The sequence below is a fragment of the Hippea alviniae EP5-r genome, assembly GCF_000420385.1.
GTDB lineage: Bacteria > Campylobacterota_A > Desulfurellia > Desulfurellales > Hippeaceae > Hippea > Hippea alviniae.
The window spans coordinates 374,399-391,895 of sequence record NZ_ATUV01000002.1; the positions used below are offsets into that span (position 1 = coordinate 374,399).

The 17,497-nt window shown below is 39.5% G+C and carries 18 protein-coding genes and 2 tRNA genes; 2 read left to right on the forward strand and 18 right to left on the reverse strand.

What is annotated here, in order from left to right:
* Window positions 1-12 precede the first annotated feature (12 nt).
* Together G415_RS0108655 and G415_RS0108660 are read left to right on the forward strand one after the other, a co-directional pair.
* Window positions 13-1,101: a branched-chain amino acid aminotransferase gene (locus G415_RS0108655; protein ID WP_022671293.1), complete on the forward strand. Its 1,089-nt coding sequence runs from the start codon at window positions 13-15 to the stop codon at window positions 1,099-1,101.
* The gene (locus G415_RS0108660) at window positions 1,098-1,850 is read left to right on the forward strand and encodes a menaquinone biosynthetic enzyme MqnA/MqnD family protein (protein WP_022671294.1); all 753 of its coding nucleotides are present in this window, start codon (window positions 1,098-1,100) and stop codon (window positions 1,848-1,850) included. The genes G415_RS0108655 and G415_RS0108660 overlap by 4 nt, the downstream gene beginning before the upstream one ends.
* Here G415_RS0108660 and G415_RS11440 read toward each other — a convergent pair.
* The 18 genes from G415_RS11440 to G415_RS0108745 form a co-directional block, all read right to left on the reverse strand.
* On the reverse strand, window positions 1,821-1,943 hold the full coding sequence (locus G415_RS11440) for a hypothetical protein (RefSeq protein WP_202897990.1): 123 nt from the start codon (window positions 1,941-1,943) through the stop codon (window positions 1,821-1,823). The two genes, G415_RS0108660 and G415_RS11440, sit on opposite strands and share 30 nt — an antisense overlap.
* Window positions 1,944-1,966: 23 nt before the next feature.
* Entirely contained in the window at window positions 1,967-2,134 is a 168-nt protein-coding gene (locus G415_RS11100) for a hypothetical protein (protein ID WP_022671295.1), read from the reverse strand.
* Window positions 2,135-2,219: 85 nt separating this feature from the next.
* Window positions 2,220-3,638, reverse strand: a complete 1,419-nt coding sequence (locus G415_RS0108670; protein ID WP_022671296.1) for an MlaD family protein — start codon at window positions 3,636-3,638, stop codon at window positions 2,220-2,222.
* The gene (locus G415_RS0108675) at window positions 3,631-4,377 is read right to left on the reverse strand and encodes an ABC transporter ATP-binding protein (RefSeq protein ID WP_022671297.1); all 747 of its coding nucleotides are present in this window, start codon (window positions 4,375-4,377) and stop codon (window positions 3,631-3,633) included. Before G415_RS0108675 ends, G415_RS0108670 begins: the two co-directional genes overlap by 8 nt.
* Window positions 4,377-5,141 (reverse strand): MlaE family ABC transporter permease, encoded by a 765-nt coding sequence (locus G415_RS0108680; RefSeq protein WP_022671298.1) that lies wholly within the window; start codon window positions 5,139-5,141, stop codon window positions 4,377-4,379. Before G415_RS0108680 ends, G415_RS0108675 begins: the two co-directional genes overlap by 1 nt.
* Complete coding sequence (gene alr / locus G415_RS10395; RefSeq protein ID WP_022671299.1) at window positions 5,141-6,253, reverse strand: alanine racemase; 1,113 nt, start codon at window positions 6,251-6,253, stop codon at window positions 5,141-5,143. Before alr ends, G415_RS0108680 begins: the two co-directional genes overlap by 1 nt.
* A 44-nt stretch (window positions 6,254-6,297) precedes the next feature.
* Window positions 6,298-7,002, reverse strand: a complete 705-nt coding sequence (locus G415_RS0108690) for an ABC transporter ATP-binding protein (RefSeq protein WP_022671300.1) — start codon at window positions 7,000-7,002, stop codon at window positions 6,298-6,300.
* Window positions 6,989-7,756, reverse strand: a complete 768-nt coding sequence (locus tag G415_RS0108695; protein ID WP_022671301.1) for an ABC transporter ATP-binding protein — start codon at window positions 7,754-7,756, stop codon at window positions 6,989-6,991. Before G415_RS0108695 ends, G415_RS0108690 begins: the two co-directional genes overlap by 14 nt.
* The gene (locus G415_RS0108700) at window positions 7,732-8,598 is read right to left on the reverse strand and encodes a branched-chain amino acid ABC transporter permease (RefSeq protein WP_022671302.1); all 867 of its coding nucleotides are present in this window, start codon (window positions 8,596-8,598) and stop codon (window positions 7,732-7,734) included. Before G415_RS0108700 ends, G415_RS0108695 begins: the two co-directional genes overlap by 25 nt.
* On the reverse strand, window positions 8,595-9,467 hold the full coding sequence (locus tag G415_RS0108705; RefSeq protein WP_022671303.1) for a branched-chain amino acid ABC transporter permease: 873 nt from the start codon (window positions 9,465-9,467) through the stop codon (window positions 8,595-8,597). Before G415_RS0108705 ends, G415_RS0108700 begins: the two co-directional genes overlap by 4 nt.
* Complete coding sequence (gene hutI, locus G415_RS0108710) at window positions 9,445-10,692, reverse strand: imidazolonepropionase (RefSeq protein ID WP_022671304.1); 1,248 nt, start codon at window positions 10,690-10,692, stop codon at window positions 9,445-9,447. Before hutI ends, G415_RS0108705 begins: the two co-directional genes overlap by 23 nt.
* Window positions 10,689-12,695 (reverse strand): urocanate hydratase, encoded by a 2,007-nt coding sequence (locus G415_RS0108715; protein ID WP_022671305.1) that lies wholly within the window; start codon window positions 12,693-12,695, stop codon window positions 10,689-10,691. The genes hutI and G415_RS0108715 overlap by 4 nt, the downstream gene beginning before the upstream one ends.
* Window positions 12,696-12,740: 45 nt before the next feature.
* Complete coding sequence (locus G415_RS0108720; protein ID WP_022671306.1) at window positions 12,741-13,889, reverse strand: ABC transporter substrate-binding protein; 1,149 nt, start codon at window positions 13,887-13,889, stop codon at window positions 12,741-12,743.
* A gap of 11 nt (window positions 13,890-13,900) precedes the next feature.
* Window positions 13,901-14,815: a formimidoylglutamase gene (gene hutG / locus G415_RS0108725; protein ID WP_022671307.1), complete on the reverse strand. Its 915-nt coding sequence runs from the start codon at window positions 14,813-14,815 to the stop codon at window positions 13,901-13,903.
* Window position 14,816: 1 nt separating this feature from the next.
* Window positions 14,817-16,340 (reverse strand): histidine ammonia-lyase, encoded by a 1,524-nt coding sequence (hutH, locus tag G415_RS0108730; protein WP_022671308.1) that lies wholly within the window; start codon window positions 16,338-16,340, stop codon window positions 14,817-14,819.
* On the reverse strand, window positions 16,333-17,238 hold the full coding sequence (locus G415_RS10995; RefSeq protein ID WP_162138544.1) for a MarR family winged helix-turn-helix transcriptional regulator: 906 nt from the start codon (window positions 17,236-17,238) through the stop codon (window positions 16,333-16,335). The genes hutH and G415_RS10995 overlap by 8 nt, the downstream gene beginning before the upstream one ends.
* A 42-nt stretch (window positions 17,239-17,280) precedes the next feature.
* Window positions 17,281-17,355, reverse strand: a tRNA-Glu gene (locus G415_RS0108740).
* 13 nt (window positions 17,356-17,368) lie between these two features.
* Window positions 17,369-17,442, reverse strand: a tRNA-Gln gene (locus G415_RS0108745).
* Window positions 17,443-17,497: the final 55 nt, after the last annotated feature.

Here is a 17,497-nt window from a genome sequence, read left to right on the forward strand (position 1 = left end):
TGGGAGGGTAAAATGAACATCCAGTATAACTTAAAACCAAAATCAGAAAGAAGAACAGAAGCGTTTAAGCCAGACAAGACTTTGCCCTTTGGTCTTTTAAGGACAGACCACATGTTTGTTATGGATTATGAAGATGGTGAGTGGATTAACCCACGCATAGTGCCGTATTCTCCTATTGAGCTGTCGCCCGGTGCCATAGTTCTTCATTATGCTCAGGCTATTTTTGAAGGTGCAAAGGCATTTATGCACGACGATGGTGAGATTTACACATTCAGGATTGACAAAAACGCAAAAAGAATGAACAGGTCTGCTGATATTCTCTGTATGCCACATATACCAGAAGAGATGCAGATTGAAGCAATACACTCTCTGATTGATGTTGACAGGCTCTGGTTTCCTATTCAAGAAGGTGCATCCTTATATATTAGGCCATTTATGTTTGCAACAGAAGATTCTCTTGGTGTTCATCCAAGTTCGACTTATAAGTTTATGGTTATACTTTCGCCCAGCGGTCCATACTATCCAAAGGGTTTTACAGAACCTATAAAGCTTCTAATAACAAAAAAGTTTCACAGAGTGCCACCGGGTGGAACAGGCTCAGCCAAAGCCGCAGGTAATTATGCTGCATCTCTGCAGGTTGCTGAGTTTGCAAAAAAATTCGGTGCAACGCAGGTTTTGTATCTTGATACAACAAACACCTACATCGAAGAAGCAGGCACAATGAATCATTACCATGTTATGAAGGATGGAACAGTGGTTATACCAGAATTCACCGATACGATTTTAAGGTCTATAACGAGCGAAAGTGTGATGGAGTTGTCCGACAGAATGGGTATAAAGACAAAACAGGAGAGAATTAGGGTTGATGAGTTTATAGAAGGAATAAGAACTGGCGAGATAACAGAAGCAGGTGGATTTGGAACGGCCGCCGTGATTTCGCCTGTTGGTGAGTATGTATTTGAAGATGGAAGCTCTGTTGTTGTAAATGACAACAAGATAGGTGAGATAACAAAAAAGATTTATGAATATTATACGGGACTCCAGACGGGCAAAATTGAAGCGCCAGAAGGCTGGTTGAAAAAGGTAGAAAGAAGAGTATGAAGGTTGCATTAGTTGAGTTTTTGAATGCTGTTCCGCTCTATTATGCTTTGAAAAAGAAGATTGTTGATAACGATTTTGAGTTTATATCAGCCGTGCCGAGTAAGTGTGCACGGCTGCTTTTTGCTAAAAAGGTTGATATTAGCAATGCGTCAATTGTCGAATATGTAAACTCTGAAGATTATCTTCTTCTGCCGGATGGTTGTATCTCAACGACAAGCAGGGTAAAGAGTGTTGTTCTGTTTTTAAAAAAACCACTAAAGCAGGTTAAGGTTGTAAAGCTTGATAAGAACTCAAAGACATCGGTTGCCTTAACGAAGGTTCTCTTTCATTTTAAATACAATATGTCGGTTGATTATGTCTGGGACGGTGAAGCAGATTGCGAGCTTGTAATAGGAGACAATGCTTTAAAAAGATTGAAAACATCAAACGGCACTGTAGTTGATCTTGCAAGAGAGTGGTTTGAGATGACGGGTTTGCCATTTGTATTTGCTGCATGGATTACAAATAGGAAACTATCATCTGATACTGTTGAAAAGTTTGTTAGAGCAAAAGAGAAGGGTAAGCAGTTGATAAACGATATCTGTGAAGAGTCAAGAAGCCTTGTGGGTTATGATGAGTGTAAGAAGTATTTAACAGAAAATATACAGTATGATTTAACCAAAGAGAAACTAAAGGCAATTGAAGAATTTTTAAAGCTTGCTTACTCCTGCAAGGCTATCTCAAATATTAGGCCTTTGCTCTTTAGCTGATTCCACATCTTCAGCAATCTGATGCAGAATACTCTTTATAAAGGTTTGGTATGACAATCCTTTTTTAGCAGCGAGTGTTTTTATCTTTTGCAAATCATCAGCAGGTATTCTTAAAGTTATAGTTTACTTTTCTTCTTTATTGTTTTCTTCAAAATACTTTTTTGCAGCTTTTTTAACTCTTTCAGATTTTTCTCATCGTTTTTGAGTTTACTAAAATCAACATTTTTCCACATCTCGATTATCTCTTTTTCTTCTTCATCTATGTATTTAAATTCTTCATTCATAGCTCACCTCACCTCTGTCGATTAATTTTTTAATTTTTCTGCTTTTGTATGCCGTTTTCAAGATAATTTTATCTTATTTACTTATTTACTTAGGTGAAATCGATGGCATTTTGGTTAAGAGATATTTCGTGTCATCACTTGAGAACTCAACACCTGCACCAGCAAATACGCTTCTTGTTTTCGGATTTAATATCTCATCGACACCGGCAAAGATGTCAAAGTGCCTAAGCCATCTGTATGTTAGCTGAAATTTTGCCTGAACATGTTTATCTCTTATGTCGTTTTCATGATTGAAATCGAAAACATCAAGGCTTGCCTTTAGATTGTCATTTAAGAGATAATAGTCAACACCTGCACCGAAGCGAGACTCTTCTATACCCGCCCTTAAGACAAAATCGTAATACCTTTTGCCCATCATAGCTGTAAATCTGAGCTTGTTGTCTGTGTTCTTTGGATGCTCTGTATGTTCGTAATCCTTTTCGCTTACTATTCCAATTCTGTAAAACTTATCCGGCATCGTGTATATATCAACATTAACAATGCCCTTGTTGTATGAGTCTCTAAAGTTGTGCTGATTTGCTGCATAGATGTTTAGAGCTATCTGGTCGCCTCTTTTTAAGTAATGCTTTATGCTTTTTAATGTCTCGTTGAGATTGTTGTATGCTTCATCGTTGTTTACCAATTTGCCAAGCGTTCCTTTTCCTGTATCAATCTTTGCAAATATGCTGTTTAGATGTTCGCTCGCATTGTCAACATTGTTATATAAGCTCTCATCGACGAGCAGTTTGCCCAATGTTCCTTTTCCATGTCTTAAATCTGCACTCATAAGATAGATATTCTCAAGCGTCTCGTTCAGCTTTTTCATCGCTTCTTTTGCTTCCATTACAGCCAATCTTACATCCTGCTTGTTGTCTTTAAGAATCTCTGCGAGTGTCTGCATAGATTTATTGAAGTTTTCTATAGCCTGTTTTATGTTTTGTCTATTCTCTTCCACAACATCGTTTAAGCGAGAAGAGAGTTTGCTTATCTCTTCTAAAGCCTTTGCAATGTTGTCCCTGTTTTGCTGATTGAATACCTTGTTTATGTTTGTTATTAGTGTTCCTAAGTCGGTTGGAGAAACGGTTTTTGCTATAAATTCTCCATTTTGAAGATACTCGTTTGAGTGTCCGTATTTGATTTCCAGTGTTTTCTCGCCTAAAAGGCTTTTGCTTGCAATTACGGCTATTGAATCCTTAGGTATTTTATACTGTTTGTATATCTCAAGCTCAACAATAGCTTTGCCATTCCTTAATCCAATGTTCTTTATATATCCGACATCGACGCCGGCAACCTTGACCTTCGTGTTGACATCTAAACCGTTTACATTGTTGAATGCTGCATACAGGGTGTATGTGGGCTTTTTCTTTAGTGAAAATTTACCCATTTGTGTCGTTAACCACCCAAGAACAACCAGAATGGCCAATATAAAGATGCCTACAATAACTTCAACTTTTCTATTACTCATGGCTCTCTCCTACATAATAACTCTCTAAGAACTCTTTTACAATAGGGTTGTTTGAATTTTTTATCTGCTCTGCATCACCAAACTCAATTATTTTTCCTTCATGTAAGAAGCCTATTCTATCGGCAATTTTGAATGTTAAAGCAAGGTCGTGGCTTATGATAAAGCAGGTTGTATTTAATGTCTGTTGCATATTTTTTATCAGTTTTGCTATCGACATTGCCGTTATCGGGTCAAGACCTGTCGTAGGTTCGTCAAAGAATATTATCTTTGGATTCGTTATGATTGCCCTTGCAAGCCCAACCCTTTTCTTCATACCGCCGGATAGTTCACTTGGAAGCTTGTTCTCTATATCATGCAGTTCGACAAGTGAGAGTGCTTCTTTTACCTTATCTTTTAGCTCTTTTTTGTTTTTTATGAGTTTTCTCTCAATTAAAGGAAAGGCTATGTTTTCAAAGACGGTTAAAGAGTCAAACAAAGCTGCTTCCTGAAACAGGACACCGAAATTCAGTCTTATTCTCTTTAACTCATCATAGCGAATCTTTGTTATATCTTTGCCTTCAACAATAATGCTGCCCTTGTTGGGTTTTAAAAGTCCTATGATGTTTTTCAAAAGCACGCTCTTGCCTGCACCACTTTTGCCTATTATTACCGTTATTTTGCCTTTCTCTATGTTAAGGTTTAGCTCATCTAAAACCTTCTGGTTATAGAAGTTCACACTCAAATCTTTTACTTCAATCATCAGAATAGAAACGCCGTCAAAAAGTAATCAGCCACAAGCACAGAGATGCTTGCAGCGACAACAGCCTTTGTTGTTGATATACCAACACCCTTTGAACCGCCCTTTGTCGTGATACCCATATAACAGCCAATAAGCGAGATAATAAAGCCAAACACAGCAGCCTTTATAAGTCCATATGTTAAATCCGTCATCTCTATGTAAATTTGAATGTTTTTAACATAAACCGTTGGGTTTAGGTGCAAAATGCCCATACCTACAAGATAGCCACCCAGATTGCCGACAGCATTTGACAGTATAACTAAAGCTGGCAACATTACTGTTGTCGCTATTATGCGTGGTGCAACAAGCAGATTTATTGGATTTACCGCCATCACTTCCAAAGCATCTATCTGCTGTGTTACTTTCATCGTGCCAAGTTCTGCTGCCATAGCTGAGACATTTCTTGCAACAATCATCAAAGCCGTCAGAACAGGTGATAGCTCTCTTCCCAATGATACAGCAACCGTGTATCCTATCATACCTTCGGCACCAAACTTGTGAAATCCATGATAAATCTGTAAAACTTCAACCATTCCAACGAACATGGAAGTTAAAAATACTATCAATGTCGATTTAACACCAATTGAATACATCTGCTCAAATGTGGCGTGAATTCTCGGTTTTTCAAATATGGATTTTGCAAAATTCAATAAAAGAACGGCTATTCCGCCGAGTTCGGATATAAAGTTTATAACAGCTCTTCCAATTAAAGCAAAAATTTCCATTATCTTCTATAAACCCTTTTAACCCTTATACTTTTTCCAATGTTTGTTAAAATCTCATACGGGATTGTGCCGCTTTTTTCTGCAAGCTCATAAGCCGTTAAATCTTCATTCATTATGATCACCGTGTCAGATACATTGGCTTCAACATCACTCAAATCACACATGAACATGTCCATACATATTGTTCCAACCTGTTTTACCTTTTTACCGTTTACTATGCAGTGCATTCTGTTTGACAAGCTTCTAAAGAGCCCGTCAGCATAACCAAAGGCGACAACACCAACCTTCATATCTTTATCCGCCACAAATGTCCTTCCATAACTGATACCTTCACCCTTTCTTAGGGTATGAATGTTTATCAGTTGAGATTGTATCTCTAATACAGGTTTTAAGTCAACGCTATTTTTAAGCTCTAAGCTTGGAGCGTATCCATACATGAAAAGCCCGGGCCTTACGCAGTTTAGATGCGTTCTTTTTGATGAGATTATTGCACCTGAGTTTGCTATATGTTTGAGTTTTACCATTATACCCTTATCTTCAAACGCCTTTATTATCCTTTCAAACCTGTTTAACTGCTCTTCTGTCCACTCAAAGTCGCTTTCGGAATCAGAGAAGTGAGACATAATTCCATCTATGTTTAAATAGTCGGCATTTTTTATACATACATTAATCGCCTTCTCAACTTCTTCTTCCCTTATGCCCAACCTTGCCATTCCTGTATCAAACTTTAGATGAACCTTTATACTTTTTCCTTTGCTTTTTGCAAACTCTATAATTCTTTCAAGCAGAAATAGACTATGAACAACAGGCGTTATTTCAAACTCGTCCATCATATTCAAGTCAAACGAATCGACACAGCTCATTGCGAGTATCGGTTGTGTTATGCCCTTCTTTCTCAACATGACACCTTCTTTTATGTGGGCTATACCAAGATATGCAACCTGAGAGTAATTTGTAAGTTCTCGCGCTATTCTTACAATGCCATGCCCATAGGCATCAGCTTTTATTACAGGTATTATCGATACTTTTTTGCCTATCAGTTTTATAAGCTGACTTAAGTTATAGTGAAAGTTATCAAGATGGACAATAGACTTACTGTGAAAATTAATCATCCCGAAGAAGTATATAAATAAACAGGATATATATCAAAGAATTTTTACATGCCTAAGTAGGCTTTTCTTATCTCTGGGTCGCTTAATATCTCTTCAGGTTTTGCCTGTTTTTCTATTTTTCCTAAGGCAAGCACATACATGCGTTGTGCGATCTCTGATGCTTTATTTGCATTCTGTTCTGCAAGCAGTATCGTTATGCCCGATTTGTGTAATTCGCTTAGTATCTCAAACACAAAATCAACAAGCTTAGGCATCAGGCCAAGAGAAATCTCATCAACCATAAGGAGCTTTGGTTTTGACATTAATGCCCTGCCTAAGGCAAGCATCTGTCTTTCTCCACCAGATAGGGTTCCTGCAAGCTGGCTGTTTCTCTCTTTTAGGCGTGGAAATAGAGTGTAAACATGTTCGAGTCTTTCTCTTATCTTTGCCTTATCCTTTTCATGATATACGGCAAGAAGAAGGTTGCCTTCTGTTGTTATTTTGGGAAATACTCTTGCGCCTTCGGGAACAAACGATATACCAAGCTGAGCCCTTTTATGGGCTGCAAGGCTTGATATCTCTTCTCCTTCAAACTCTATATTGCCGCTTTTCTGCTTTAGAAGACCTATGATTGTCTTTAGAAGTGTGCTTTTGCCTGCCCCATTTGCACCTATTATGGCAACACATTCGCCTTCTTTGACTTCTATTGATACATCTTCAACCGCTTTTATGCTTTTGTAATTTACCGTTAAATGTTCAACCTTTAGCATAGCTTTTCCCTAAATACGCTTCTATGACTTCTTTGTTGTTCACTATCTCTTCTGGTTTTCCTTCTGCTATCTTTTTGCCATAGTTTATAACCATAACCCTTTTGCTTAAATCCATAATAACGGGCATGTGGTGTTCTATGATGATTATTGTCATACCTTGACTATTCAAGTTTAAAACCAGTCTCTTTATTTCGTCCATTTCAGAGAAACTAAGTCCAGAAAAAGACTCATCAAGCAGGATAACTTCAGGGTTTAAGGCTAAAGCTCGTGCTATCTCAAGTCTTCTCTGATAACCCAAAGGAAGCTCGCCAGCTATTCTATCTTTTAAATCTTCTAATCCGGTATTTTTCAGTATCTCTTCTATTTTTTCGGTAATTTTTCTGTTCTTTCTTAGTAAAAATTTACCAAAAGGCTTATCATAGAATCTAAACCCGTAGGCTACTGCAACATTATCAAATACACTCAAACTTGAAAACGGCCTTACAACCTGAAATGTTCTTGCTATGCCTATTTTTGCCCTTTGAAAGGCTTTGAGTTTTGTTATGTCTTTATCTTTGAAGATAATTTTTCCTGCTGTTGGCTTTATTGTTCCACTTATTATGTTAAAAAGTGTGGTTTTCCCAGCGCCATTTGGCCCTACTATGCCGAATATCTCGCCCTTTTTCGCATAGAAACTCACATTATCTATGGCTTTTAGGCCGCCAAACATCTGTGTTATACTGTCAACTTTCAATACCTTTTCAAAAGAGACCATACGATTCCCTTTCTGCCAAAGAATCCATCGGGTTGAAATCTCATCATAAGCACGATTAGGAGTCCATAAAGCAACATTCTGTAATCGTGAATGGGTCTAAATAGCTCTGGCAGAAGAACAAGCAGGGCAGCGCCGAATATAGGCCCTATTATCGTTCCTTCTCCGCCAACCATAACCATAGCAAGAATCGTTACAGAAACCGGAAAAGAGAAATCCGCAGCGCTGATAAATCCCATAAAGCTTGCATACAGAATCCCACTTAATCCTGCCAAAGCAGAGCTTAGAGCAAAGGCTATCATTTTGAACTTTACAACAGATACGCCGCTTACATCTGCTGCAAGCTCGTCATCTTTAATAGCAGAGCATGCCAAACCGCTCCATGAGAGTTTAAATAGATAGCTGATGATTATTGTTAAAACAACAGCAGTATAAACTATTAAAGCAAATACCTGGTTTGATATCATATGGCCATTTATAGTTGGAAACGGTATGTTGCCTATACCCATTGCTCCGCCAAAGTAATTGAAGGTGTTGAATATGCCTTCGACTATGAAGTTTATCCCTATCGTCGTTATAACAAGGAAATCTTCGGACAACCTTAAACTCGGCAGACCCAATATTATGCCGACAAAGGTGGTAATCAGAACGGAAAGCATTGATGCTTCTATAAAACCAACGGAGTATCTTGTGGTTAAGATGGCAAATGAGTATGCTCCTATTGCCCAGAATGCAGCATGACCTAAAGAGACCTGTCCCGAATATCCTACGAGTATGTTTAAGCTTAAAGAGAGTATGATGTATATGCCTATGGTTATAAGAAGTGTAATGATATATCCGCTCATCCTTTTAATCCTTTGAATAATTCCATAATGCCTTCAGGTTTGAACAGAAGCATGATTATCATGAATATAAAGGCAAGCGAATCCCTTGGCAGTGGAATGTTAAATACGCCTATCGATATTGTCTCGAGCAATCCTATGAATATTGCAGCCCAGAAAGCTCCCCAGATATTGCTCATTCCACCCACAACGATTATTGCAAGTGATTTATAAGCTGGAACATCGCCCATTGATGGATATATGGAGTTGTAATAAGAACCAACAAGCAGACCAGCAAGGCCTGCAAACGCCGAACCAAAGGCAAAAGCCAAAAATATCAGTTTTTTGGAATCAAGTGATGTTATCTCGGCTAAATCAACATCCTGCGAAACGGCCTTTAAAGCCATACCGAAACGCGTTTTTTCCGTTGTAATCCAAATAAGGATAATGGAGAGCAAACTTATAGAAAGCACTACCATCTGAGCATAGCTTATAACGATATGCGATAGATGAATCTCGCCAGAAAATAGAGTTGAAGGGAACGATTTTATGTAAGGACCAAATATGAGTCTAACAGCTTCTTCTATGCTTATAAATGCGCCTATGCTGGCTATAAGTGATATTAAGGGAGAGTGTTTTATGAGTGGCAGATAGATGAGAAGTTCAATGAGAATTCCAACAAGGGAAGCAGAAACCATTGAAGTCAACACGGCTAAGATAAAACTGTGGGTTGTAAGGTAGGTGTATAAGCCAGCATAGGCACCAACAACATAAACAGCCGCATGAGCCACATGAACTATGCGCAAAATTCCGTATATTAAAGCCAAACCCATAGCTATTAGAGCATATATGCTGCCAATAGTCAGACCGTTAATAATCTGCTGTGCTAACACACTTGCCTCTTTTAAAGGTTTTCCAGATAGGATTTACACCGTAATGATACGGTATAAACAAGTAACTCTTTTCCTTTAAAATCACAAAATCCGCCTGTTTTCCTATCTCAATAGAGCCAAGCTTGTTCTGTTTGTCGATTGCATAAGCCGCATTTATTGTTGCAGCGTTTAAAGCTTCTTTGGGCAGCATGTTCATCATTAAAACGGCAAGCGTTATTATCTGCGGCATGGATTCACTGAAAGAACTGCCCGGATTGCAATCTGTTGCAAGGGCAACGGCAAGTCCGTTGTCTATGAGCTCTCTTGCGTTGGCAAAAGGTTCTTTTAAACTAAATGCAGTGCCGGGCAGAAGTGTCGCTATTGTATCGCCTTTCTTCATTGCTTCTATGCCTGATTTTTTTATCTTTAAAAGATGGTCGCAGGAGTAAATTTTTAGTTTTTCTGCAAGCTCGCTGCAGCCGATTGATTCTATCTCATCTGCATGCATTTTGGGTTTTAGGCCGTATTTTTCGCCGGCTTTGAGTATCTTCAATGTCTCACCGGCTGTATAGACACCCTTTTCGCAGAATACATCGATGAATTCGGCGAGTTTGTTTTCTGCAACATACGGTATAATCTCGTTTATTAGCTTCTCTATGTATTTCTCTTTGTTGTCTTTATACTCAGGCGGTATTGCATGAGCACCGATGAAGGTCGGGATTATTTCAGCATCGGTCTCTGAATTTACTATCTGAATAGCCTTTAGCATTTTTATCTCATCGTCAAAGTTTAAACCATAGCCGCTTTTTGCTTCGAATGTCGTTGTTCCGTATGCGAAAAATAATCTGACTCTCTTTTTTAGCTCTATCACGAGTTCATCAAGGCTTGCTTCTCTGACTTTTTTAAGCGTATTCAAGATACCACCGCCGGCCTGCAAAATCTCCATATAGCTTTTACCTTCAAGGCGCATCTTGAACTCTTGCTCTCTGCTTCCTGTAAATACGGCATGCGTGTGTGGATCGACAAAGCCGGGAATTAAGGCTTTTCCGCCTGCATCCAAAATCTCTTTTGCCTGTCTGTGGTATTTTTTTAGCATATCTTCTGTCTTGCCAATATCGGTGATAATGCCGTCTTTTACGGCTATTCCGTAATCGCTTAAATGTTTGACTTCCTTTAGTTTCTCACCTTTTTTCAGTTTGCCGTCCGATGTAAAGATTTCAGCCCTGATAATGAGTAAGTCTATCATTTTTTCACACCCAATTTTGTTTTTACTAAGTCGTTTATTAGTTCGTCTTCTGCAATCTCTGGTTTTGTTATGGCGCCTTTTGAGTCAGAATTCCACTCATCAATTACTTCTAATGCGTTCTTATTTCTTGCCCATGCCCTTCTTGACACACCGACCATAACATCCCAATCTAAAGCCTTTTTAATGATTTCATCTTTCTCTTTTGAGCCGTCCAGAACGAGTCCGAAACCACCGTTTATTGCCTTTCCTATACCAACACCGCCGCCGTTAGACAGAACAACAAGACTCATGCCGCGCGCTGCGTTTCCAGCAAAGCAGTGGACAGCCATATCTGCCATTATATTGCTTCCGTCCTTGATATTTGCCGTCTCTCTGAAAGGTGAGTCTGTGCCGCCTGTATCATGATGGTCTCGTCCAAGCATTACCGGGCCTATTTCACCCTTTCTTATCATCTCGTTGAACTTTAAAGCTATCTTAACCCTTGTTTGAGCATCGGCATACAAGATTCTTGCTTCTGTTCCAACGACAAGCTTGTTGTTTTCGGCATTTACTATCCAGTGATAGTTATCCCTATCCTGCATTCTTCTATTTGGGTCTATAATCTCTGCTGCAGCTTTATCTGTTTTGATTAAATCTTCGTGTTTGTGTGATAGACAGACCCATCTAAAAGGACCATAGCCGTAATCAAAATACAAAGGTCCCATTATATCTTCAACATAAGATGGGAAGATAAAGCCTTCATCAGTTGTTTCACCATTCTTTGCGACTTCTTTTACGCCTGCATCATAGACGGCTTTTAGGAAGCTGTTGCCATAATCCCAGAAGTATCCGCCCTTTTTGTGCAGTATTTTTATCAGTTCAAAATGTTTCTTTAAGGATTTATTGACATACTCTACAAAGAGTTCGTGGTTTTCTTTAATCATTCTGCGTGCTTCTTCTAAGGTTAATCCTTGTGGTATATACCCACCATCGTAAGGCACATGACACGATGTCTGGTCGCTTATCAACTCTGGTTTTATGTTGTTTTCAACCATATATTCCAATAAATCCACAACATTGCCGTGATATGCTATCGATATGGGTTTTTTAGACTCAAGATGTTCACCTGCCACATCGAAGGCTTCCCTTAAACTGTCCGTTACAAAGCTTACCCATCCCTGATTCTTTCTTGTCTCAATACGGGAGTAATCCACTTCGGCTATAATTCCAACGCCACCTGCAATCTCGACTGCTTTAGCCTGAGCGCCACTCATACCGCCAAGACCAGAGCTTACAAACAGGTGTCCTTTTAAATCCGAATCCCACGGAACGCCTAAAAAGAGTCTTGCGGCGTTTAAGATGGTTATGTATGTGCCGTGCACTATTCCCTGCGGCCCTATATACATCCAACCGCCAGCTGTCATCTGGCCATAGTTTGCCACACCAAGCTGAGCCGCTATGTGCCAATCGTCGGGATTGTCGAACAGTCCAACCATCATAGAGTTTGTGTTTATAACGCGTGGTGCGTTTTTATGAGATGGGAATAGTCCTAAAGGATGCCCAGACATTACGACAAGCGTCTGTTCATCTGTCATCACTTCTAAGTATTTTTTTACGAGTCTATACTGCATCCAGTTCTGAAATACCTGGCCTGTCTCACCGTATGTGACAAGCTCGTAAGGATAAAGAGCTATCTCAAAATCCAAATTGTTGTCTATCATAACCTGAAAGGCTTTTCCTTCCAGTGTATTGCCTTCGTATTGGTCTATAGGTTTTCCCCAGATTCTTCCTTCAGGTCTGTATCTATATCCATAGATTCTGCCCCTTGTTAAAAGCTCGTCTAAAAACTCTTCGGCTATCTGCTCATGCAGGTGCTTAGGTATGTATCTCAATGCGTTTTTTAATGCCAATTTTGTTTGATACTCGTTTAGGTTGAAGTGTCTTGCTGGTGCCCTTCTTATGCCTTCAACAAACTTTGGGTATTCTGGCAACTCATTAGGTAAAGATACGATAAATGGGTTCATCTGTTTCCCTCCTTTTGTTTAGAAGAAGGGAGCTTTAGCCCCCTTCTAATTTGATGGTGTTATTATCTCTAGATTGTCTATCTCACCGAAATATGTAAACTGACCGTTTACAACCTTCTGTATTTGAACGGGTTTTATAACTTCACCGTTTTTCGTAAATCCTTTTATATCACCCGTTACGCCGTCGAAGTTCTTTATGCGGGCTAAAGCTTCCCTGATTTTTGCAGGGTTTGTGCTTTTTGCTTCTTTGATTGCTTCTGCAAGTATGTAAACTGCATCAAAACTTGAAGCACCGACCATGTCCGGCTCAAGATTAAACTGTTTTCTGTATTGTGCTATAAACCATCTTGCTATGGGTCTTTTGTCATCTCTGTTTAAGTCTGTTGTTATTATCGTGCCGTTAGCGGATTTGCCTGCTATTTTTAAGAACATAGGAGAGTCAAAACCTTCCTGACCCAAAAGCTGAGCCTTTATTCCAAGCTGTTTTGCCTGTTTTACGGTTAAAGCACCTTCAGAGTAATAACCAGTGCAATAGATTAAATCAGGGTTTAAGGCTTTAATCTTTGTCAGATAGGGTGTCATGTCTTTTTCACCAAGAGAAAAGCTTAAATTTGCCACAACTTTAGCACCGTTCTTTTCAGCTTCTTTTACAAAACCTTGAGATAGAGCTCTTCCGAAATCGTTATCCATTGTTAAAACGGCAACCCTTTTTGCATGTAAAATCTTTGTTGCCACATAGCCACCGGCTTTTCCTTCAACGCTTGCCAAGAAGCCAATTCTGAATACATAGTTTCCTGCCTTTGTTATGTCTGGATGGGTTGCATAAGCTACAACAAGTGGAATTCTGAATCTCTGATAGATTGGTGCTGCTGCCCTTGTGGGTGTTGAGTAAGAGCCGCTTACCACAGCTATAACCCTATCTTCCTGAACGAGCTTTCTTGCTATAGCCACTGCCTGCTGAGAGCTTACGGCATCGTCATAGACGACGAGTTTAATCTTTTTGCCCAATACTCCACCATTTTCGTTGATTTTTTCAACCGCCAGCATGGCTCCATGTTTTGCACTTGCACCATCAGCTGCAGCAAAGCCCGTTAAAGGTGCGAAAAAGCCAATTTTTATGACTCCAGCTGCAAAGGACGATGTTGTGGCGATAAACATAAAAACCAAACCAAAGATAAACGCTCTAAATTTCATAAAACACCTCCCTAAAAGGTTATTCCTTCAACAAGTTTAAATATAATCCTTGCAGCCAAAGCCGAAGTTTGATTGTCTATATCCAACTGTGGGTTGACTTCTGATATATCAAAACCTACAATCTTGTTGCTTTTTAGTATCGTGTAAAAGAGTGTTAAAAACTCCTTTATTTCAAGGCCAAACGGTTGTGGAGCACTTACGCCACAGGCTAAATAGCTTGCAAACACATCACTGCAGATGGTTAGATAAACACTCTCTTGCTCTTTTAAGAACTCATTTAAGTGCTTAATTGCATGCTGAACATTAAATCGTATCATCTCAATATCTATCCAGTCTGCGCCGTAATTTTTGGCAGTCTCAAACAGTTCTTGGGTGTTTGCTGATTTCTGTATACCTATACACAAATAGTTGAAGGGCTGATTAACTTTTTTGCAGATATCTCCAATCTGTCTAAACGATGTGCCGCTGCTTGGTGAAGCTGAGTAATCTCTCATGTCAAAGTGTGCATCAAAGTTTATAATTGCTGGCATCTTGCCTGTTGCTTTATATATTCCATAGATTGAGCCAAATGCCGTCTCATGGCCACCACCAAGCACAACAGGAAAAAGGGTTGATTCTTTGATTTGGGCAACCCTTTCTGCAAGTTTCATCTGAGACGACTCAAGATTGCCGTCAAACTCTATATCGCCTGCATCATACAAGCCCAGATTTTCAAAATGCCACGGCAGAGAAGCCAATGCCTTTCTTATGCTGATTGGCGCATCCTTTGCACCAAGTCTTCCTTTGTTCCTTTTTACGCCTTCATCACACCGAAAACCGACGATGCATATACCTTTTTCTTTTTTGTGCTTATCAAATGGTTTTACAACCTGATGCCACCTTAGTTGACTTTTTAAGTTTCCGTCAACCCTTCCTTTCCACACCATCTCAGCTCTCCAACCGTCTGTTTATATAGTTGACGATTTCACCATCTTCCAAAAGCCGTTTTACTTTCTCTATGTCTTCTGAAAAAACCCTATCTTCTTTTGCAAAGTTCACCTTTTCTCTGATTTTGTCATGAACCCACTCAATTAACGGTGTTGATTTCAATGGTCTTCTAAATTCCAACGCCTGAGCGCCAAGCAGAAACTCAACGGCTAAGATATAAATCAGGTTGTCTAAAACGGTGTTGAATTTTCTTGCAGATATTGAGCCCATGCTTACATGGTCTTCTTGACCCAATGATGTTGGTATGCTGTCTGCACTTGCAGGAAAGTTTAAGGTTTTGTTCTCGCTTGACAGTGCAGCAGTTAAATACTGCGTTATCATAAAACCTGAGTTTATGCCGACCTTCTCAAGCAGCATTTTTGGTAAACCTTCATCGTCGCCGGCAAGCAGAAGATAAACTCTTCTGTCTGAGATATTGCCAATTTCACTTGCCGCAAGGGTGGCATAATCAATAGCCAAAGCCAAAAGCTCGCCGTGAAAATTACCGCCACTTAGCACCGTATCCTTATCAAAAATCACGGGATTGTCCGTTACGCTGTTTAGCTCAATCTCAATCAACTCTTTAAGATGCTCTAATGCATTCCTTGCAGCACCATGAACCTGTGGCACACATCTCAAAGAATATGGGTCTTGAACCTTATGGCAATGTATGTGAGACCTTACGATTTCTGAATCTTTAAGTAAGCTGTAAACCCTTCTTGCCGTAATCTGAGCACCCTTGAATGGCCTTACTTTATGCAATCTTTCATCAAAGGGCTTAATTGAGCCCTTAAGTGCTTCTATGCTCAAAGCTGCGGATATGTCTGCTAAATCTAAATACCTTTCAAACCTATATGCTCCGTATGATGCAAATGCACTGATGAATTGTGTTCCGTTTATTAGAGCAAGCCCTTCTTTTGGATGAAGCCTTAACGGATTTAAGTTGAACTGTTTTAAAACTGCTTCTGTTTTTACTCTTTTGCCTTCGAAAAACACTTCTCCTAAACCTATCAACGGCAAAAACAGATGAGCCAAAGGAGCCAAATCGCCGCTTGCACCAACAGAGCCTTTGCTCGGCACAACGGGTATCGCATCGTTTTCTATATGCCAGATTATTCTTTGAATTGTCTCTTTTGAAACACCCGAATAGCCAAGCGATAAAGAGTGCACCTTTATAATCATCATTAACTTTGCAATAAATGGCTTAACAGGTTCACCGACACCACAGGCGTGACTTTTGAGCAGGTTATACTGAAGTTTGTCGGTTTCTTCTTTTGATATAACTGTTCTGCACAATGTTCCAAAGCCTGTATTTATGCCATAAACAGCTTCACCTTTTTTTAAAATCTCTCCTACGGCATTGAAGGATTTTTCTATTTTGTTTAAGGTTTCTTCTGTAAGCTCTGCTTTAATTTCACCCTTTGCTATTTTTATCAGATTCTCAATGGTTAAATTGTCTAAACCGTATCTAAATATCTCACCCATTTTTTACAAACTCCGCAACCCTTCTGTTTACATCTTCCCTTTCTGTGATTTTTGAAAGCTTGAACCCTTCGTTTAGAAGCATCTCCATTATCATTGGCTTGTCAGCATCAAGCAGAACTCTGCAGTTTGAAGGTTTGACTTCTGAGAAAAATTTTGAAGTTAAAGATGCTGCAACCTTGTTATCAACATCGTCCTTATCGCAGACAAGCACACTGTTTTTATCCTTGATATAAATCACGGCTGCAACAACTTCTCTCTCTTTTACGGCAAGTATAGAATCTGTTTTTTTAATGAACCCTTTGAAATCATCGACAATCTCTTCATCTGCACAACCAAAGTTAAACATCCACTCGAACACGAGCTTTTTTAAAGAGAGATAATAGACATCGGCGTATCTAACAAAGGCAAAGCTTGAGTTTTTTATACTTTCAAGAACCCTTTTTGAGAGTGGCTTTCTTCTAAAAGCGGATTCGAGCTCATCTAAAGCCTCAAGCATAAATTTTGAGTTTTCACCTTCATCGAGCATCTCTCTCATCTTTGTCCTTATAAGCTTCCAGATGGGTTTGGCGCTCTTTAGAATCTCCTTTGCCTTTTGAGTAAAGCAGACAACCTTGAATCTTTTATCCTTCTCATCGGGCTTTATAATGACAAGACCCTTTTCCTGCAAAGAAGCAATGGATTGACTAACAGCAGACTGCGTTAAATCGAGATGATGAGCTATCTCGCTCATGGTTAACTCGCCGTATCTGTCAAGCAGGTAAAATATGGCAAACCAGGATGGCTCAAACTCTATCTGTTGGTTTTTGTATATCAGACTTACATCTGTTAAGAACCTATCACTTAGCCGTTTAAACCTGCTACCTAAGATTAACTCGCCTGCAAGGCTAAAAACCGACACAACTAAGTCCTTAATTAAGCACTTTAGTAAATGTTTAAAAAATGGTAGCCCCAAGGGGAATCGAACCCCTGTTTTCGGCGTGAGAGGCCGACGTCCTAACCGCTAGACGATGGGGCCACAAACCAAATAATGGCTGGGATGCAGGGATTCGAACCCCGACTCGCGGATCCAGAGTCCGCTGTCCTACCGTTAGACGACATCCCAACCGCCAGCACAAATTTTACCGTTTTATATAAGAAAGTCAAGGGTAAAGAGTGTC

Coding starts and splice junctions, on each gene's coding strand:
- G415_RS0108655 (WP_022671293.1), top strand. CDS start 13: ATGAACATCCAGTATAACTTAAAACCAAAATCAGAAAGAAGAACAGAA.
- G415_RS0108660 (WP_022671294.1), top strand. CDS start 1,098: ATGAAGGTTGCATTAGTTGAGTTTTTGAATGCTGTTCCGCTCTATTAT.
- G415_RS11100 (WP_022671295.1), bottom strand. CDS start 2,134: ATGAATGAAGAATTTAAATACATAGATGAAGAAGAAAAAGAGATAATC.
- G415_RS0108670 (WP_022671296.1), bottom strand. CDS start 3,638: ATGAGTAATAGAAAAGTTGAAGTTATTGTAGGCATCTTTATATTGGCC.
- G415_RS0108675 (WP_022671297.1), bottom strand. CDS start 4,377: ATGATTGAAGTAAAAGATTTGAGTGTGAACTTCTATAACCAGAAGGTT.
- G415_RS0108680 (WP_022671298.1), bottom strand. CDS start 5,141: ATGGAAATTTTTGCTTTAATTGGAAGAGCTGTTATAAACTTTATATCC.
- alr (WP_022671299.1), bottom strand. CDS start 6,253: ATGATTAATTTTCACAGTAAGTCTATTGTCCATCTTGATAACTTTCAC.
- G415_RS0108690 (WP_022671300.1), bottom strand. CDS start 7,002: ATGCTAAAGGTTGAACATTTAACGGTAAATTACAAAAGCATAAAAGCG.
- G415_RS0108695 (WP_022671301.1), bottom strand. CDS start 7,756: ATGGTCTCTTTTGAAAAGGTATTGAAAGTTGACAGTATAACACAGATG.
- G415_RS0108700 (WP_022671302.1), bottom strand. CDS start 8,598: ATGAGCGGATATATCATTACACTTCTTATAACCATAGGCATATACATC.
- hutI (WP_022671304.1), bottom strand. CDS start 10,692: ATGATAGACTTACTCATTATCAGGGCTGAAATCTTTACATCGGACGGC.
- G415_RS0108715 (WP_022671305.1), bottom strand. CDS start 12,695: ATGAACCCATTTATCGTATCTTTACCTAATGAGTTGCCAGAATACCCA.
- G415_RS0108720 (WP_022671306.1), bottom strand. CDS start 13,889: ATGAAATTTAGAGCGTTTATCTTTGGTTTGGTTTTTATGTTTATCGCC.
- hutG (WP_022671307.1), bottom strand. CDS start 14,815: ATGGTGTGGAAAGGAAGGGTTGACGGAAACTTAAAAAGTCAACTAAGG.
- hutH (WP_022671308.1), bottom strand. CDS start 16,340: ATGGGTGAGATATTTAGATACGGTTTAGACAATTTAACCATTGAGAAT.